This window comes from Streptococcus mitis, assembly GCF_009496205.1.
GTDB lineage: Bacteria > Bacillota > Bacilli > Lactobacillales > Streptococcaceae > Streptococcus > Streptococcus mitis_BN.
This window is the reverse complement of sequence record NZ_WIJO01000045.1, coordinates 1-17,686: the sequence shown is the minus strand read 5'-3', so window position 1 is coordinate 17,686 and position 17,686 is coordinate 1. Positions and strand designations below refer to the sequence as shown.

General features: G+C 40.9%; 16 protein-coding genes. 12 read left to right on the top strand and 4 right to left on the bottom strand.

Annotated features, from left to right (window positions below; translation table 11 throughout):
- Positions 1–302: 302 nt before the first annotated feature.
- From GEZ85_RS07655 to GEZ85_RS07640, 4 genes are all read left to right on the top strand, one after another.
- Positions 303–1,028 carry a CppA family protein gene (locus GEZ85_RS07655; RefSeq protein ID WP_153209969.1) on the top strand — a complete coding sequence of 242 codons (726 nt, stop codon included), beginning with the start codon at positions 303–305 and terminating at the stop codon, positions 1,026–1,028.
- Positions 1,025–1,960, top strand: coding sequence for a serine hydrolase domain-containing protein (locus GEZ85_RS07650; protein WP_153209970.1), 936 nt, complete (start codon positions 1,025–1,027; stop codon positions 1,958–1,960). The genes GEZ85_RS07655 and GEZ85_RS07650 overlap by 4 nt, the downstream gene beginning before the upstream one ends.
- 8 nt (positions 1,961–1,968) lie before the next feature.
- A complete protein-coding gene (locus GEZ85_RS07645; protein ID WP_153209971.1) occupies positions 1,969–2,865 on the top strand; it encodes a DMT family transporter in 897 nt (298 codons plus the stop codon).
- A gap of 152 nt (positions 2,866–3,017) precedes the next feature.
- Positions 3,018–3,776, top strand: coding sequence for a CPBP family intramembrane glutamic endopeptidase (locus GEZ85_RS07640; protein ID WP_153209972.1), 759 nt, complete (start codon positions 3,018–3,020; stop codon positions 3,774–3,776).
- Positions 3,777–3,828: 52 nt separating this feature from the next.
- Here GEZ85_RS07640 and GEZ85_RS07635 read toward each other — a convergent pair whose 3' ends face one another.
- Both GEZ85_RS07635 and rsmG read right to left on the bottom strand, forming a co-directional pair.
- The gene (locus tag GEZ85_RS07635) at positions 3,829–5,112 is read right to left on the bottom strand and encodes a uracil-xanthine permease family protein (RefSeq protein WP_004256659.1); all 1,284 of its coding nucleotides are present in this window, start codon (positions 5,110–5,112) and stop codon (positions 3,829–3,831) included.
- A 203-nt stretch (positions 5,113–5,315) separates the two neighbouring features.
- Positions 5,316–6,029 carry a 16S rRNA (guanine(527)-N(7))-methyltransferase RsmG gene (rsmG, locus tag GEZ85_RS07630; RefSeq protein ID WP_153209973.1) on the bottom strand — a complete coding sequence of 238 codons (714 nt, stop codon included), beginning with the start codon at positions 6,027–6,029 and terminating at the stop codon, positions 5,316–5,318.
- A 93-nt stretch (positions 6,030–6,122) separates the two neighbouring features.
- On the opposite strand from rsmG, the gene GEZ85_RS07625 reads away from it, so the two are divergent.
- Together GEZ85_RS07625 and htpX are read left to right on the top strand one after the other, a co-directional pair.
- A complete protein-coding gene (locus tag GEZ85_RS07625) occupies positions 6,123–6,683 on the top strand; it encodes a LemA family protein (protein ID WP_000219833.1) in 561 nt (186 codons plus the stop codon).
- A 1-nt stretch (position 6,684) separates the two neighbouring features.
- Positions 6,685–7,584 carry a zinc metalloprotease HtpX gene (htpX, locus tag GEZ85_RS07620; RefSeq protein ID WP_153209974.1) on the top strand — a complete coding sequence of 300 codons (900 nt, stop codon included), beginning with the start codon at positions 6,685–6,687 and terminating at the stop codon, positions 7,582–7,584.
- Positions 7,585–7,628: 44 nt separating this feature from the next.
- Here the strand turns inward: htpX and GEZ85_RS07615 are convergent, their stop codons facing one another.
- Positions 7,629–9,188 carry an ATP-binding cassette domain-containing protein gene (locus GEZ85_RS07615; protein ID WP_153209975.1) on the bottom strand — a complete coding sequence of 520 codons (1,560 nt, stop codon included), beginning with the start codon at positions 9,186–9,188 and terminating at the stop codon, positions 7,629–7,631.
- A gap of 388 nt (positions 9,189–9,576) precedes the next feature.
- Positions 9,577–9,906 carry a hypothetical protein gene (locus GEZ85_RS07610; protein WP_042751431.1) on the bottom strand — a complete coding sequence of 110 codons (330 nt, stop codon included), beginning with the start codon at positions 9,904–9,906 and terminating at the stop codon, positions 9,577–9,579.
- 168 nt (positions 9,907–10,074) lie between these two features.
- Here GEZ85_RS07610 and GEZ85_RS07605 point away from each other — a divergent pair, with 168 nt between their 5' ends.
- The 6 genes from GEZ85_RS07605 to carB all read left to right on the top strand — a co-directional run bounded on the left by GEZ85_RS07605 (position 10,075) and on the right by carB (position 17,426).
- Complete coding sequence (locus tag GEZ85_RS07605) at positions 10,075–10,617, top strand: YceD family protein (RefSeq protein ID WP_042751429.1); 543 nt, start codon at positions 10,075–10,077, stop codon at positions 10,615–10,617.
- Positions 10,617–11,246 (top strand): endonuclease III, encoded by a 630-nt coding sequence (gene nth / locus GEZ85_RS07600; RefSeq protein ID WP_153209976.1) that lies wholly within the window; start codon positions 10,617–10,619, stop codon positions 11,244–11,246. The genes GEZ85_RS07605 and nth overlap by 1 nt, the downstream gene beginning before the upstream one ends.
- Before the next feature lie 210 nt (positions 11,247–11,456).
- Positions 11,457–11,978, top strand: coding sequence for a bifunctional pyr operon transcriptional regulator/uracil phosphoribosyltransferase PyrR (gene pyrR, locus GEZ85_RS07595; protein ID WP_000850022.1), 522 nt, complete (start codon positions 11,457–11,459; stop codon positions 11,976–11,978).
- A gap of 18 nt (positions 11,979–11,996) precedes the next feature.
- Positions 11,997–12,920: an aspartate carbamoyltransferase catalytic subunit gene (locus GEZ85_RS07590; RefSeq protein WP_004260121.1), complete on the top strand. Its 924-nt coding sequence runs from the start codon at positions 11,997–11,999 to the stop codon at positions 12,918–12,920.
- A gap of 49 nt (positions 12,921–12,969) precedes the next feature.
- Complete coding sequence (locus GEZ85_RS07585; RefSeq protein ID WP_000166853.1) at positions 12,970–14,049, top strand: carbamoyl phosphate synthase small subunit; 1,080 nt, start codon at positions 12,970–12,972, stop codon at positions 14,047–14,049.
- Positions 14,050–14,249: 200 nt separating this feature from the next.
- A complete protein-coding gene (gene carB, locus GEZ85_RS07580) occupies positions 14,250–17,426 on the top strand; it encodes a carbamoyl-phosphate synthase large subunit (protein WP_153209977.1) in 3,177 nt (1,058 codons plus the stop codon).
- The last annotated feature ends 260 nt before the right edge of the window (positions 17,427–17,686 follow it).

Genomic DNA, 17,686 nt, shown 5'->3' with positions numbered 1-17,686 from the left:
ATTAGGGTCTTTGATATCGAGTAGTTTTGTGATAAAATGTAATTGTTCCATATGAATCTTTCTAATGAGTTGTTTAGTCGCTTTTCATTATAGGTCATATGGAACTTTTTTTCTACAACAAAATAGGCTCCATAATATCTATAGGGGATTTACCCACTACAAATATTATAGAGCCATAAGAAATTGAAACCGAGGAAATCCTCGGTTTTTAGGTGACATTTTTACGAAAAATCGGTAAATTTGAGCATAATATCTTGTAAAAAATTCTAAAATCCTTTAAAATAAAAGAGTTGGAGGAATTTATGAATGTAAATCAGATTGTACGGATTATTCCTACTTTAAAAGTTAATAATAGAAAATTAAATGAAACATTTTATATAGAGACCCTTGGCATGAAGGCCTTGTTAGAAGAATCAGCCTTTCTATCACTAGGTGATCAAACAGGTCTAGAGAAGCTGGTTTTAGAAGAAGCTCCAAGTATGCGCACTCGTAAGGTAGAGGGAAGAAAAAAACTAGCTAGATTGATTGTCAAGGTGGAAAATCCCTTAGAAATTGAAGGGATCTTATCTAAAACAGATTCGATTCATCGATTATATAAAGGTCAAAATGGCTACGCTTTTGAAATTTACTCTCCAGAAGATGATTTGATTTTGATTCATGCGGAAGATGATAGAGCAAGTCTAGTAGAAGTAGGAGAAAAGCCTGAGTTTCAAACAGATCTGGAGTCAATTTCTTTAAGTAAATTTGAGATTTCTATGGAATTACATTTTCCCACTGATATCGAAAGTTTCTTGGGAGTATCTGAAATTGGGGTGTCACTTGATTTTATCCCAGCTCAGGGTCAGGATCTGACTGTGGACAATACGGTTACTTGGGACTTATCTATGCTCAAGTTCTTGGTCAATGAACTAGATATAGCAAGTCTTCGCAAGAAATTTGAGTCTACCGTATATTTTATTCCTAAGTCTGAAAAATTCTTCCTTGGTAAAGATAGAAATAATGTTGAATTGTGGTTTGAAGAAGTATGAAGTGGACCAAGATTATTAAAAAAATAGAAGAACAAATCGAGGCAGGGATCTATCCCGGAGCCTCTTTTGCGTATTTTAAGGACAATCAATGGACGGAGTTCTATTTAGGCCAGAGTGACCCAGAGCATGGCTTGGATACTGAGCCAGGATTAGTTTATGATCTAGCTAGTGTCAGCAAGGTTGTTGGGGTTGGTACCGTTTTCACCTTCTTGTGGGAAAAAGGTCAATTAGATATTGACAGACCGGTAACCGATTTTTTACCTGAAAGTGATTATCCAGACATCACTATTCGTCAGCTCTTAACTCACGCTACAGACCTTGATCCGTTTATTCCCAATCGTGATCTTTTAACAGATTCAGAATTAAAGGAAGCTATGTTTCATCTCAATAGACGAAATCAGCCAGCCTTTCTTTATTCGGATGTTCATTTTTTGCTTTTGGGCATTATTTTGGAAAGAATCTTCGATCAAGACTTGGATGTGATTTTACAGGAGCAAGTCTGGGAACCTTGGGAGATGAATGAAACCCAGTTTGGGCCTGTTGAGCTTGCTGTTCCAACAGTCAGAGGTGTAGAGGCAGGCATCGTGCATGATCCCAAGGCTCGTCTCTTGGGGAGAGATGCTGGGAGTGCTGGCTTGTTTTCGACTGTAAAGGATTTACAAATCTTTTTGCAGCACTATTTAAAGGATGATTTGGCAAGAGACTTGAGTCAAAATTTTTCTCCTTTGGATGACAAGGAACGTTCTTTGGCATGGAATTTGGAAGGAGATTGGCTAGACCATACGGGCTATACAGGTACCTTTATCATGTGGAATCGTCAGAAGCAAGAAGCGGTCATTTTCCTATCGAATCGTACCTATGAAAAGGATGAGCGTGCTCAATGGATTTTAGATCGTAATCAAGTGATGGACTTGATTCGCAAAGAAGAGTAAGGAGAGACATGTCAAACATTTTAAAAGGGACTTTATTAACAGTTGTGGCTGGTATTGCTTGGGGCTTGTCAGGAACGAGTGGCCAATACCTGATGGCACACGGAATTTCGGCTCTGGTTTTGACCAACTTACGTCTTTTAATCGCTGGTGGAATTCTCATGCTCTTGGCTTATGCTACTGCAAAGGATAAAATGCTGGCCTTTTTAAAGGATAGAAAGAGTTTGCTGTCTCTTCTCATTTTTGCTCTAATTGGTCTTTTTCTCAACCAGTTTGCCTATCTAACTGCTATTCAGGAAACCAATGCAGGAACAGCGACTGTGCTTCAGTATGTTTGTCCTGTCGGGATTTTGATTTATAGCTGTATCAAGGATAAGGTGGCGCCGACACTGGGAGAGATTGTTTCTATCATATTAGCTATCGGAGGAACCTTCCTGATCGCAACACATGGGCAGTTGGACCAGTTATCTATGACACCTGCAGGTCTGTTCTGGGGTCTCTTTTCTGCTCTGACTTACGCACTTTATATCATTTTGCCCATAGCCTTAATTAAGAAGTGGGGGAGCAGTTTGGTCATTGGTGTGGGAATGGTCATAGCTGGTTTGGTCGCCCTTCCTTTTACAGGGGTTCTACAGACTGCTATCTCAACTAGTCTTGATTTTCTCCTCGCTTTTGCGGGTATTATCCTTATCGGGACTGTCTTTGCCTATACAGCCTTCTTAAAGGGAGCCAGTTTGATTGGACCAGTTAAGTCAAGCTTGTTGGCTTCAATTGAGCCAATTTCAGCGGTTTTCTTTGCTTTCCTAATTATGAATGAACAATTTTATCCCATTGATTTTCTTGGCATGGCAATGATTTTAATTGCAGTAACTCTGATTTCTTTGAAAGATTTATTGTTAGAGAAATAAACAAAAAATGAAAGTAGATGATAGCCACTCTTAAAGAGGGGTTATTTTTACTAGTAAACGTCTTTAAATCTAAATGAATTAATGAAATTTTATAAAAGTTTAAGCCTTTTTTCTTAAAATATTTATATGAGTATAGAATACCTGGAGAAAATATGAATATTTTTAAAAAAATACATCCATCTAAACCTCAAAAATACTTGAGATGGTTTGACATTGTGATTATTACGATCATAATGTTTGGTCAGTCTATAATTCGTTCAACTGAGCTATTTTTAGCAAATACGTTTCCAACGGGTGCATCAAGTACAGTAGGGACAGTTAGACAGGCTGCAAGCGAAGGTGCGGCTTATTTTAGTAATTTTACCCTGCAAGCTATATTACTGACTGTGACCTTACTCTATCTTTTGATTCGAAATTATGATTTTAAACAGCTTCCTATTCGCTGGAATTGGTCCATTATCTTTTGGGTTCCATTTATATTTGCTTTAGTGGGATTGTTTGGAGACTTGGTTACAACTCTCACTGGTAAATACAATTACTTTAATCCAGACCTTTTTGCCTATATAGATTTCACGCAAATAATAGGGAAGTTCTTAGCTCTCAGCCCGATAGCGATTGCCTATGCCTTGCTAAATGGATTTTATGAAGAGTTTTTCTTTCTAGGTTTGTTAACTTCAGTGAAGGAAAAACACAAGTGGTTGATTTTGATTTATTCTACTAGTATTCGTATTTCCTTCCACACCTATCAAGGATTAGTATGGGCTTTGGTAATCGGTGTAGTTTATGGCTTATTCTATTATTTCTTATACAAATATAAAATTAAAAATCTCCTTCCATTATTTCTCATGCATGCTTTAGCAGATATGTTTGGTTCTAGCCTGATCTATCTATTGGTTGCTTGGGGGACTTAAAAATTAGAAAAGTCCACTCAGTTGTCTGAGCGGACTTTTTGTGTCAAGACGTTTAGTCTTTATTTTCATATGGCAAGATTAAGTTCAAGATGATTCCTGTCATGGCTGATAGGGCAGTTCCTGAAAGGGTAACTGGACCAAGTTTAAGGATAGCTCCTCCAAGTCCAAGGACTAACATAGCACTTGCGATGATTAGGTTACGCATTTGAGCAAAATCAACACGTTCTTTAATCAAGACTTTCAAACCGTTGCTGGCGATAACTCCATAGAGAAGGATTGACATACCACCAAGTACAGCGTTTGGAATGGTTGAAATCAAGGCAGTGAATTTACCAAGGAAGCTAAGGGCAATCGCGATAAAGGCAGCGTTACGGATAACTGAGACAGAAGCGATACGAGTCATACCGATAACCCCTGTATTTTCTCCGTAAGTTGTATTGGCTGGTCCACCAAGGAAGGCAGAAACTGAAGTTGCGATACCGTCACCAAGAAGAGTACGGTGAAGACCTGGTTCTTTCAAGAATTGACGGCCACAGATTTGACCCAAAACAGTATGGTCTCCGATGTGTTCAGAGATTGTTACGATAGCGATTGGCAAGATAGCGATGGTTTCTGGACCGAAGTAAAGATTGTATTCTTTAAAGGCACCACCTGTGCTAAATGGCAAGTAGAAACCAGGAATCTCGAACCAGTTAGCTTTTAGAACTGGTGTAAAATCAACCAAGCCAAGAGTTAGTGCGAAGAGGTAACCACCGATAATGGCAAAGAGGAATGGAATGATTCGTAGGAAGCCTTTTCCTTTTGTATTGATAAAGGCAGCAATCAAGAAAGTAACAACTGCTACAAGAGCATTTTTCCAATTCCCGTCAGCTACAAGACCAGCGTTAGTAACTGCTGAGCCTGCAAGTCCAAGACCGATAACGATGATCATAGGTCCGATGATGATTGGTGGCAAGAGTTTATCAATCCATTTTGTACCTGCAAAACGAACACCAGCAGCCACAAGGACATAGACCAAACCAGTCAAGATAACCCCTGTTTGAGCAGCAGATACGTCACCACCCATTTCTTTCATAGCAAGTGACATTGCTGTGATAAAGGCGAATGATGATCCTAGATAAACTGGAACTCTAAAACCAGTTGAAATCATATAGATGAGTGTCCCAACACCTGAAGCAAAAAGGGCAACAGATACAGGCATTCCCAAAATCAATGGTACCAAGATGGTCGCACCAAACATGGCGAAAACATGTTGGAAGCTAAGGAGAATTCCTTTTCCAGCCGAAGGACGTTGGTCAACGTCTAGCAACAAATCAACAGTTGATTCTTGTTTCATATAAACCTCACTTTTGGGCATCAAAAAAGAGCCCATTATTTTACAGCAATAGGCCCTCAGAGTAAGACTTCTCTAAAATCTAGACTTTAAAGAATTTCAAGTATTTCTGCGTCTTCGTCACCTCACGGGATGACATTAAAAACCTTTGCTTGTGATAGTATAGCAGAAATTCCGAACTTTGTAAACATTTTTTACTAAAAAATTTAAAGCGGGCGTTTGTTGGGCATGCCAGCCTTTCTTGGATATTTATTTGGTGTTTCTTTTTTCTTTTCCACCACTGTGATATAACGCGGATCTCCATTTGGTAGGGCGTAGCTGAGATTGTCTTCGACTTTACTGAAGAGGAGGTTAAGGGCATTCTTAGCTTCTAATAATTCTTCAGGCGCATTGCTAGCCTTGAGTGCCAATAGTTTTCCGCCAACTTTAAGGTAGGGAATAGTTAATTCAGATAGGACTTGCATACGGGCAACCGCACGAGCCGTTACAAAATCATATTGAGAACGGAAGTTTTTGTCTTGGGCAAAATCTTCGGCACGTCCATGGTAGAAATGAACACCGTCCAAATCCAGTTCTTGAGCCAAAAGTTGGAGGAAGTTGATGCGCTTGTTTAGCGAATCAATGATGGTCACATCTAACTGAGGATAGAGGATTTTCATTGGTAGACTAGGAAATCCTGCCCCAGCTCCAATATCAAGAAGTTTGATAGTTTCGTTGGGAATCAAGCCTTGTAGAATGGGTGCAATCGAATCGTAAAAATGTTTGAGATAAACTTCATCCTTGTCCGTAATGGCTGTTAAATTAATCTTTTCATTCCACTCGACCAAGAGTTCAAAATAACGTTCAAATTGTTTTTTTTGCTGGACCGAAAGTGGAAGATTCTGCTCGACAAGCAAGTTGTAAAATGTTTCTGGTTTCATAGTTATTTCCTTCTTTAGTATCATCTTATTTTACCACAATCATTAAAAATTTGATATACTGGTACTAATCTAAAAGCAGAAAGGACTTATATAATGACTTGGATTATTCTTGGAGTTTTAGCTCTTATTGTTATTTTTGTGATTGTTAGCTATAACGGTTTGGTTAAGAATCGTATGCAAACAAAGGAGGCTTGGAGTCAGATTGATGTTCAGTTGAAACGTCGAAATGATCTCTTGCCAAACTTGATTGAGACTGTAAAAGGTTATGCCAAATATGAAGGTTCTACCCTTGAAAAGGTGGCAGAACTACGTAATCAGGTGGCGGCAGCGACTTCACCAGCAGAAGCTATGAAAGCTAGTGATGCCCTTACTCGTCAGGTTTCAGGTATTTTTGCAGTTGCAGAAAGCTATCCAGATTTGAAAGCTAGTGCAAACTTTGTTAAATTGCAAGAGGAGTTGACAAACACAGAAAATAAAATTTCTTACTCTCGTCAACTCTACAACAGTGTTGTCAGCAACTACAATGTAAAATTAGAAACTTTCCCAAGCAATATTATCGCTGGAATGTTTGGATTTAAAGCAGCAGATTTCCTTCAAACTCCAGAAGAGGAAAAGGCAGTTCCTAAAGTTGATTTTAGCGGTTTAGGTGACTAAGATGTTGTTTGATCAAATTGCAAGCAATAAACGAAAAACGTGGATTTTGTTGATGGTATTTTTCCTACTTTTAGCTCTTGTTGGCTATGCGGTTGGTTACCTCTTTATGCGATCTGGGCTTGGTGGTTTGGTTATCGCACTGATTATCGGCTTTATCTATGCCTTGTCCATGATTTTTCAATCGACAGAGATTGTCATGTCCATGAATGGGGCGCGTGAGGTTGATGAGCAAACAGCACCAGACCTCTACCATGTAGTAGAAGATATGGCTATGGTGGCTCAAATTCCTATGCCTCGTGTTTTCATCATTGATGATCCTGCCTTAAATGCCTTTGCGACAGGTTCTAACCCTCAAAACGCAGCGGTTGCTGCGACGTCAGGTCTCCTAGCTATCATGAATCGTGAAGAACTAGAAGCTGTTATGGGACATGAAGTCAGTCATATTCGTAATTACGATATCCGCATTTCGACTATTGCTGTTGCCCTTGCTAGTGCTATCACCATGCTTTCTAGTATGGCAGGTCGTATGATGTGGTGGGGTGGAGCAGGTCGCAGACGAAGTGACGATGATAGAGATGGAAATGGTCTTGAAATCATTATGCTAGTGGTTTCACTACTAGCTATTGTACTGGCACCTCTCGCTGCAACTTTGGTGCAACTAGCTATTTCTCGCCAGAGGGAATTTCTAGCTGATGCTTCCAGTGTCGAGTTGACCCGCAATCCTCAAGGGATGATTAATGCTCTACGTAAGTTGGATAATAGTAAACCGATGAGTCGTCCTGTCGATGATGCCAGCAGTGCACTTTATATCAATGATCCTAAGAAAGGTGGAGGGTTCCAAAAACTCTTTTATACCCACCCACCTATCTCAGAACGGATTGAACGTTTAAAACATATGTAAAATGAATCCAGAGACGACCTCTGGATTTTTGCTATGTTGCAAATTTATAAATCTTGTAAATCAACTGCTTCTAATCCTTTTTCTGTTAAGCGATAGATGATTGAACAGACCTCTTTTAAGAAACGACGGTCATGCGAAACAGTGATGAGACCGCCTGGATAGGTGGCAAAGAGTTTCCTGATGTGGGGTTGAGAAGTTGGAGAAAAATTTCGTGTGGGTTCATCCAGCAGAAGAAAGTTTGGTTTGCGCAAGACTAAATCCAAAAGCAGGAGTTTTCCCTGTTGACCGCCAGATAAGGAGAGAATTTGATGCTGCATTTCTGGATAACTGAAATTGAGACTGGCTAAGTGAGATTGGATTTTCTGTAGTTCCTCTTTTTCCCCAGTTTGACTTAGATAGGCTATTGGTGATAAATCCAATTTCAGTTTTTTGTGGTAATCTTGTGGCATATAACCAAGTGAAATCTCTCTTTTTTGACTTAGCAGTTGTTGCAACTTTACTAACAGAGTTGATTTCCCCATACCATTTGGGCCTATGAGACCGATTTTTTCTTGTCCACGGACAGTTAGTTGTAGTTTTTGAACCAAAACTTGGTCGCCAATGGACAAATTTTCTTTTTCCAGTTGGATTAAGACTTTAGAAGCCGGTAATGGTTGGATGTCTGAGAAGAAAAGTCTGATTTCTTCCTCTTCAAGTGGCTTTTGGGTCATGGACTGAGCTGTCTTTTCAAAGCGTTTTTCTTGAGAGAGGACATTTTTCATCTTTTTAGCCAATAGGCGACCGGCAGTACTGTCTTTGGTAGCTCGAAGCGCAGTTTCTACATTTTGCTTGACTCGCCGATGTTTTTCCATGGTTTTATCGTAGGCTCTTTGGTCGTTAGCAGCTTGCTGGCTTTGTCTGACAAAATTAGCCTTTCTCTGCTCACTATAGTGATCATAGTCTAAATGCTCTACTAGCGTTTCTGCTTCTTTCCGGTGCTTGACCAGTCGCAAGTGGACAATGGTATCAGCCGTTTCAGAAAGAAAGTCTTCATCATGGGAAATGAAAATAACGGTTTGCCGAATCTTTCGAATCTGACCTTTTAGCCAATCAACCGTCTCAAGGTCTAGGTCATTTGAAGGTTCATCTAAAAATAAAATCTCAAAGGGTTTGGCTAACTCATGGATGAGCTGAATTTTCAAAGCTTCGCCACCCGAGAGGCTCCCAATATCTTGGTCACTAGCAAAGCGATCACTATCAAAATGCAGCTCCTCAGCCAAACGATAGAGTATACTGTAGTCTAAATCAATAGAATCTAAAAAGAAGTAGTCGTGTAGAGATTGTTTTTTCAGCTCCTCGGGGACTTTTTGAGGAATGTAAGCCAGTGACTGAATGTCAGACTGGATGTCTCCCTTGATAGTGAAATCAGGTAAAGCTTTCCCCATTAAAGTTTTAAGTAAGGTTGATTTGCCATTTCCTTCCTCTCCAATAATAGCTACTTTTTCCCCGTCTTGGATAGTCATGGTTAGGTCAGATACAAGATCTCGTAGATCTTTGTTTTGAGTGATGGTTAGATGATTGATTTTTATCATATTGTTGCCCTTTCTAGAATGTCGATAATGCATAATAAAAAGCTCTACTTTACCTAGTAGAGCCAAAGTTTATGTCAAAAAAACTCTATTAATACTCTTCGAAAATCTCTTCAAACCACGTCAGCGTCGCCTTACCGTATATATGTGACTGACGAAGTCAGTCTTATCTACAACCTCAAAACAGTGTTTTGAGCAGCTTGCGGCTAGCTTCCTAGTTTGCTCTTTGATTTTCATTGAGTATAAAATGCCAGAAAAAGAGCATAAAAGAGCACACAAAAAGAGACAAAAACAGAATCTACTAAATAAAGGTTCTTTATTTGATAGACTTAGTTGTTCATGTCTCCCTTACCTCCGAGTATTAGTACCTCTATCCTATACCTTTCAGGATATTTTGTCAACAGAAAACTGACAATTCTAATCTCTAAAATCCAAAAACAGGTCCATAAAGAGTTAGTACGTGTTTGACATGCTCGTAATGGAATTTATCATAGTTTCGCCAAGCAGTACGAGCTTGATCGTTCAGTTTTAGGCTACCGAGACCTATCAGAAGACTGGTACGTTGGTAAAATTTCTCAAGGTCAATTAAGATACTGTTGTTCAACTTTTCCGCTTTTTTGAGCTCTTGCAGAGTAGTATTTAGCAGATCTTGCAGTCGAATATCATCTGCCGTACCCTGTTTGCAGCTTTGGAAACTTTTATTTAACTCGGATAGGAGTTGGGTTGCATTAGTAATGAGTTCTTTGTCTTCCATGTGAGCATCCTCCTTGCTCTGATGTATTATTGCCTATAGTATAGCACTAAAAAACAAAAATGTCATAGTAAATATGTTAAAAAATCGAATTTTAATTATAAAGTTTGGTGGGCTGATTTGTAGGCTTTTCATGGTATAATCAAGAGAGTAAATCTTTATGGAGGAAGTATGAAATTAAATATTCAAGAAATTCGTAAGCAGTCTGAAGGCTTGCATTTTGAACAAACGTTAGACCTAGCCGTAGACCTGCGTGCACGTAATCAAGAAATTTTAGATGTAAAAGATATCCTTGCAGTTGGGAAAGTACAGTACGAAGATAGTATGTATTTCTTAGATTATCAACTATCTTATACCATTGTTCTTGCTTCAAGTCGCAGTATGGAGCCAGTTGAGTTGGCTGAATCTTATCCAGTCACAGAAGTTTTCATGGAAGGCGCAACCAACCAGCTAGATCAGGAAGTTTTAGACGATGATTTGGTCTTGCCTATCAAAAATGGAGAACTTGACCTTGCTGAGAGCGTGTCAGACAATATCCTACTAAACATTCCTATTAAGGTTTTGACGGCTGAAGAAGAAGCTGGTAAAGGTTTTGTGTCAGGAAATGACTGGCAAATCATGACAGAGGAAGAATACCAAGCCCAACAGGCAGTTAAGAAAGAAGAAAACAGTCCTTTTGCTGGCTTACAAGGACTATTTGATGGAGACGAATAATGGTTTTATCAAAAAAACGAGCACGAAAAGTGCTAGAAGAAATCATTGCTCTGTTTCCAGATGCCAAGCCCAGTCTTGATTTTACCAATCATTTTGAACTCTTGGTTGCGGTCATGTTGTCAGCTCAGACAACGGATGCAGCGGTAAATAAGGCCACACCAGGTCTCTTTGCTGCCTTTCCAACGCCACAAGCCATGTCTGTTGCGACAGAGGGTGAGATTGCTTCACACATTTCTCATCTAGGACTGTATCGGAATAAGGCTAAATTCCTAAAAAAATGTGCTCAACAGTTACTAGACGACTTTGATGGTCAAGTTCCTCAAACACGTGAGGAATTGGAGAGTTTAGCAGGTGTTGGTCGCAAGACTGCCAATGTTGTCATGAGTGTGGGCTTTGGAATTCCAGCCTTTGCAGTAGACACTCATGTGGAGCGTATTTGCAAACACCATGATATCGTCAAAAAATCAGCAACACCACTTGAGGTGGAAAAGCGGATCATGGATATCTTGCCGCCGGAGCAGTGGCTAGCAGCCCATCAGGCTATGATTTATTTTGGAAGAGCCATTTGTCATCCTAAAAATCCAGAGTGTGACCAGTACCCACAGTTATATGATTTTAGCAATTTATAAGATGGGAGCTCAAAAGTTTTTGCTTGATTTTAGGTCTGTTTTGTGCTATAGTATTTGATAACTAAATATTCCTTTAAACCTGTCCCGTGAGGCAGGCAAGGAGCGTGATAAAGTAGAAGGGTGGAGTCTATACTGTTTGCAGTAGGGCTTACTTAGCTATACATTTCAAGTCTCCTTGTTTAAGGAGACTTTTCTTTTTGGAGGTTTGTCATGAAGACAAAAGAAGTTGTAGACGAATTGACCGTCAAACGGGCGATTACGCGTATTACTTACGAGATTATCGAACGCAACAAAGATTTGAATAAAATCGTCTTGGCTGGTATTAAAACTCGTGGTGTCTTTATCGCCCACCGTATCCAAGAACGTTTGGAGCAACTAGAAAATCTTTCAGTTCCTGTTGTGGAATTGGATACTAAACCTTTCCGTGATGATATTAAAAGTGGAGAAGATACTTCTTTGATCTCTGTTGATGTGACAGGCCGTGAAGTTATCTTGGTGGACGATGTGCTTTATACAGGCCGTACTATCCGTGCTGCTATTGATAATATTGTAGGTCATGGCCGTCCTGCGCGTGTGAGTTTAGCAGTTCTAGTCGATCGTGGACATAGAGAATTGCCAATCCGTCCAGATTACGTTGGAAAAAATATCCCAACTAGTCGTTCTGAAGAAATCATCGTAGAGATGGCAGAACTTGATGGCCAAGACAGAGTTCTGATTACTGAAGAAGCTTAGAAAGCTAAAGGAGTAGCCATGTCAGAAAATCAACAAGCATTGAACCATGTGGTGTCCATGGAAGACCTCACTGTCGATCAAGTGATGAAATTGATCAAACGAGGGATTGAGTTTAAAAACGGAGCTCAGCTTCCTTATGAAGACCATCCGATTGTTTCCAATCTTTTCTTTGAGGATTCTACACGGACGCATAAGTCCTTTGAAGTGGCAGAGATTAAACTGGGGCTGGAACGACTTGACTTTGATGTGAAGACCAGCTCGGTCAATAAGGGTGAAACACTTTATGATACTATCTTGACTCTGTCTGCCTTAGGAGTGGATGTCTGTGTGATTCGTCACCCAGAGGTCGACTACTACAGAGAGTTGATTGCTAGTCCGACGATTACGACTTCCATCATCAATGGTGGAGATGGTTCGGGACAACACCCTAGCCAGAGCTTGCTGGATTTGATGACCATTTATGAGGAATTTGGTCACTTTGAGGGGCTCAAGGTTGCGATTGCAGGTGACTTGGACCACTCACGCGTTGCCAAATCTAATATGCAGATTTTGAAACGCTTGGGAGCTGAACTTTACTTTGCTGGACCTGAGGAATGGAGAAGTCAAGAGTTTGCAGACTATGGACAGTTTGTAACTATTGATGAAATTATTGATCAGGTGGATGTCATGATGTTTCTCCGTGTGCAACATGAACGCCATGATAGTGGAGCTGTCTTTTCCAAAGAAGACTACCATGCCCAACATGGCTTGACTCAAGAACGTTATGATCGCTTGAAAGAAACAGCAATCCTCATGCACCCAGCTCCAGTCAACCGTGATGTAGAAATCGCAGACCACTTGGTTGAAGCACCAAAATCACGGATTGTCCAACAAATGACCAATGGTGTCTTTGTTCGAATGGCAATCTTAGAATCCGTACTGGCGAGTAGAAACGCCAACTAAAACACAAGACGTTAAAAGACGCCAGTGAGCGTCCACGAGAGGTGAAAATATGACAAAAAGACTTCTAGTATTAGAAGATGGCACAGTTTTTGAAGGCAAAGCCTTCGGAGCAGATATTGATGTTACAGGCGAAATCGTCTTTAATACAGGCATGACCGGCTACCAAGAATCCATTACAGACCAGTCTTATAATGGACAAATCTTGACCTTTACTTATCCTTTGGTAGGAAATTATGGAATCAACCGTGATGATTACGAATCCATTATTCCAACTTGTAAGGGAGTCGTTGTTTTTGAAGAAGCGCGTAGAGCAAGTAACTGGCGTAATCAAATGACCTTGGATGAATTTTTGAAAGCCAAGAAAATTCCTGGTATTTCAGGAATTGATACGCGTGCCCTCACCAAGATTATCCGTAAGCATGGTACTATGCGTGCAACCTTGACCCATGTTGGGGACAGCATGGATCATGTGACGGACCAGCTCCAAGCGACAGTCTTGCCGACAGACAATATCAAGCAGGTTTCTACTAAAACTTCCTATCCAGCTCCAGGAGTTGGTTTGAGTGTTGTCTTGGTGGACTTTGGTCTCAAGCATTCAATTTTACGTGAACTTTCTAAACGCAACTGTAATGTGACGGTTGTTCCGTATTCGACAACGGCTGAAGAAATTCTCCATCTCAATCCTGACGGAGTGATGTTGTCAAACGGTCCAGGTAACCCAGAAGATGTTCCACAGGCACTGGATATGATTCGTGGTGTGCAAGGAAAAATTCCAATCTTTGGTATCTGTATGGGGCACCAACTCTTTGCAATGGCAAATGGTGCTAAGACCTACAAGATGAAGTTTGGTCACCGTGGATTTAACCATGCGGTACGTGAAATTGCTACAGGACGTGTGGATTTTACAAGTCAAAACCATGGTTATGCAGTTAGCCGTGAGGATTTGCCAGAGCATTTGATCATTACCCACGAAGAAATCAATGACAAGTCAGTTGAAGGTGTGCGTCACAGATACCAACCTGCTTTCTCTGTTCAATACCATCCAGACGCAGCCCCTGGTCCACACGACGCTAGCTACCTATTTGATGAGTTTATCGAGATGATGGAAGCTTTTAAACAATCAAACTAAGAACGAGTAAAAGCTCGTCGGAGAATTTATTTAATGGCAACCTGAGAGTTGCCGAATAGAAAGGAGAAGATACATTGTTCGCGGAAGTGAACACGCCCTAAGAACTGTGTGAAAAAGATAAACATCGTCTTGACGCTGAAGGCGTCTGCACCGAGTTTCCTATTTTCGCTGTGTTCTTTACGGGCTTTGTATCATAAACTATGCCTAAACGTACTGATATTCAAAAAATTATGGTGATTGGTTCTGGTCCGATTATTATTGGTCAAGCTGCTGAGTTTGACTACGCTGGGACCCAGGCTTGCTTGTCTTTGAAAGAGGAAGGTTATGAGGTTGTTTTGGTTAACTCAAATCCTGCAACTATCATGACGGACAAGGAAATTGCTGATAAGGTTTATATTGAACCGATTACACTTGAGTTTGTGACACGAATTCTTCGCAAGGAACGTCCAGATGCCTTGCTACCAACACTCGGTGGTCAGACAGGTCTCAACATGGCCATGGAATTATCTAAAAATGGTATCCTTGATGAGCTTGGTGTTGAACTTCTGGGAACTAAATTATCTGCTATTGACCAAGCGGAGGATCGTGACCTCTTTAAACAATTGATGGAAGAATTGGAACAACCCATTCCAGAATCTGAAATTGTAAACACTGTTGAAGAAGCTGTTGCCTTTGCAGCAACAATTGGCTACCCAGTCATCGTTCGTCCAGCCTTTACACTTGGTGGTACTGGTGGTGGAATGTGTGCTAATGAGGAAGAATTGCGTGAAATCGCTGAAAATGGATTGAAATTGTCACCTGTGACCCAATGTTTGATTGAACGTTCGATTGCAGGTTTCAAGGAAATCGAATACGAAGTTATGCGTGACTCAGCTGACAATGCCCTCGTTGTTTGTAACATGGAAAACTTTGACCCAGTGGGGATTCACACAGGGGATTCCATTGTATTTGCCCCTGCCCAAACCATGTCAGACTATGAAAACCAAATGCTTCGTGACGCTAGCTTGAGTATTATCCGTGCTCTCAAGATTGAAGGTGGGTGTAACGTTCAGCTAGCCCTTGATCCGCATAGCTTCAAATACTATGTCATCGAAGTAAACCCCCGTGTATCACGTTCTTCAGCCCTTGCCTCTAAAGCGACAGGTTATCCAATTGCCAAATTGGCTGCTAAGATTGCAGTAGGTTTGACCTTAGATGAGGTGATCAACCCAGTCACAGGTTCAACCTATGCCATGTTTGAGCCAGCCCTTGACTACGTTGTTGCCAAGATTCCACGTTTCCCATTTGACAAGTTTGAAAAGGGTGAGCGTCGTCTTGGTACTCAGATGAAGGCGACTGGGGAAGTCATGGCGATTGGTCGTAACATCGAGGAATCTCTCCTTAAAGCTTGTCGCTCCCTTGAAATTGGGGTGCACCACAATGAAATGCCTGAACTTGCAGAGGTTTCTGATGATTCCTTGATTGAAAAAGTAGTCAAAGCCCAGGATGACCGTCTCTTCTACGTATCAGAAGCAATTCGTCGTGGTTACACACCAGAAGAAATTGCTGAGCTTACAAAAATCGATATTTTTTATCTCGATAAACTCTTGCATATCTTTGAAATTGAGCAAGAATTGGGTGCCCATCCACAAGATCTAGAAGTCTTGAAAACAGCTAAACTTAATGGCTTCTCAGACCGTAAGATTGCTGAACTCTGGAATACTACAGCTGACCAAGTTCGCCAGCTTCGTTTGGAAAACAAGATTGTCCCAGTCTACAAGATGGTAGATACTTGTGCGGCAGAATTTGACTCTGAAACACCATATTTCTATTCAACCTATGGATGGGAAAATGAATCTATCAAGTCTGATAAGGAATCTGTACTAGTCCTAGGTTCTGGTCCAATCCGTATAGGTCAAGGTGTTGAGTTTGACTACGCAACTGTTCACTCGGTTAAGGCTATTCAAGCGGCTGGCTATGAAGCCATCATCATGAACTCAAACCCAGAGACCGTTTCAACAGACTTCTCTGTATCAGACAAGCTTTACTTTGAGCCATTGACATTCGAAGATGTTATGAATGTCATCGACTTGGAGCAACCAAAAGGGGTTATCGTTCAGTTTGGTGGTCAAACAGCTATCAACCTAGCTGAGCCATTGGCTAAAGCAGGTGTGACTATTCTTGGTACGCAAGTAGCTGACCTAGACCGTGCGGAAGACCGTGACCTCTTCGAGCAAGCTCTAAAAGATTTGGATATTCCACAGCCACCAGGACAAACGGCTACCAATGAAGAAGAAGCAGTTCTTGCAGCTCGCAAGATTGGCTTCCCAGTTCTTGTCCGCCCATCTTATGTACTTGGTGGACGTGCCATGGAAATCGTTGAAAACGAAGAAGACCTTCGTTCTTATATGCGTACTGCGGTTAAGGCAAGTCCAGACCACCCTGTTCTTGTTGACTCTTATATCGTCGGACAAGAGTGTGAAGTCGATGCCATTTCAGACGGACAAAATGTCCTCATCCCAGGTATCATGGAGCATATTGAACGTGCTGGTGTCCACTCAGGTGACTCAATGGCCGTTTACCCACCGCAAACCTTGTCGCAAAAGGTGCAAGAAACAATCGCAGACTATACTAAACGCCTAGCAATCGGTCTTAACTGCCTTGGAATGATGAACATCCAGTTTGTCATCAAGGATGAAAAAGTCTATGTTATTGAGGTCAATCCACGTGCTAGCCGTACGGTGCCATTCCTTTCTAAGGTAACCAATATCCCTATGGCTCAAGTAGCAACCAAGCTCATTCTTGGTCAAAAACTTGAAGAACTTGGCTACCAAGATGGACTTTACCCTGAAAGTACCCGCGTTCATATCAAGGCACCTGTCTTCTCCTTTACCAAACTAGCTAAGGTAGACAGCTTACTTGGTCCTGAAATGAAGTCAACAGGGGAAGTTATGGGTTCTGATACGACTTTAGAAAAAGCTCTCTATAAGGCTTTTGAAGCTTCTTACTTACACTTGCCAACTTTTGGTAACGTTGTATTTACCATCGCTGATGATGCCAAAGAAGAAGCCTTGGACTTGGCTCGTCGTTTCCAAAATATTGGCTATGGAATCCTCGCGACAGAAGGAACAGCAGCCTTCTTTGCCAGTCATGGATTGCAAGCCCAACCTGTTGGTAAGATTGGTGATGACGATAAGGATATTCCAAGTTTTGTTCGCAAAGGAAGAATTCAAGCTATCATTAATACAGTTGGAACAAAACGAACTGCTGACGAAGATGGAGAGCAAATTCGCCGTTCAGCTATTGAACACGGAGTGCCCCTCTTCACAGCCCTAGATACAGCTAACGCCATGCTCAAAGTATTGGAAAGCCGTAGTTTTGTCACAGAAGCGATCTAGTTTAGAAAGAATTTTCACAGTTCAAAAGCCAGTGTCAGAAAACGCTGACTTTTGAAATACTGGTGTTGCTTATTTCAACTATTATGCTTTCCTGAAGAATCATTCCAAAATGTGATGTAATAAGAATAAATTGGGCTCTTTGTCAACTGTAGTGGGTTGAAGAAAAGCTAAGCTCGAGAAAGGACAAAATTTGCCCTTTCTTTTTTGATGTTCAGAGCAATAAAAATCCTTTTTTTGAAGTTTTCAAAGTTTCGAAATCC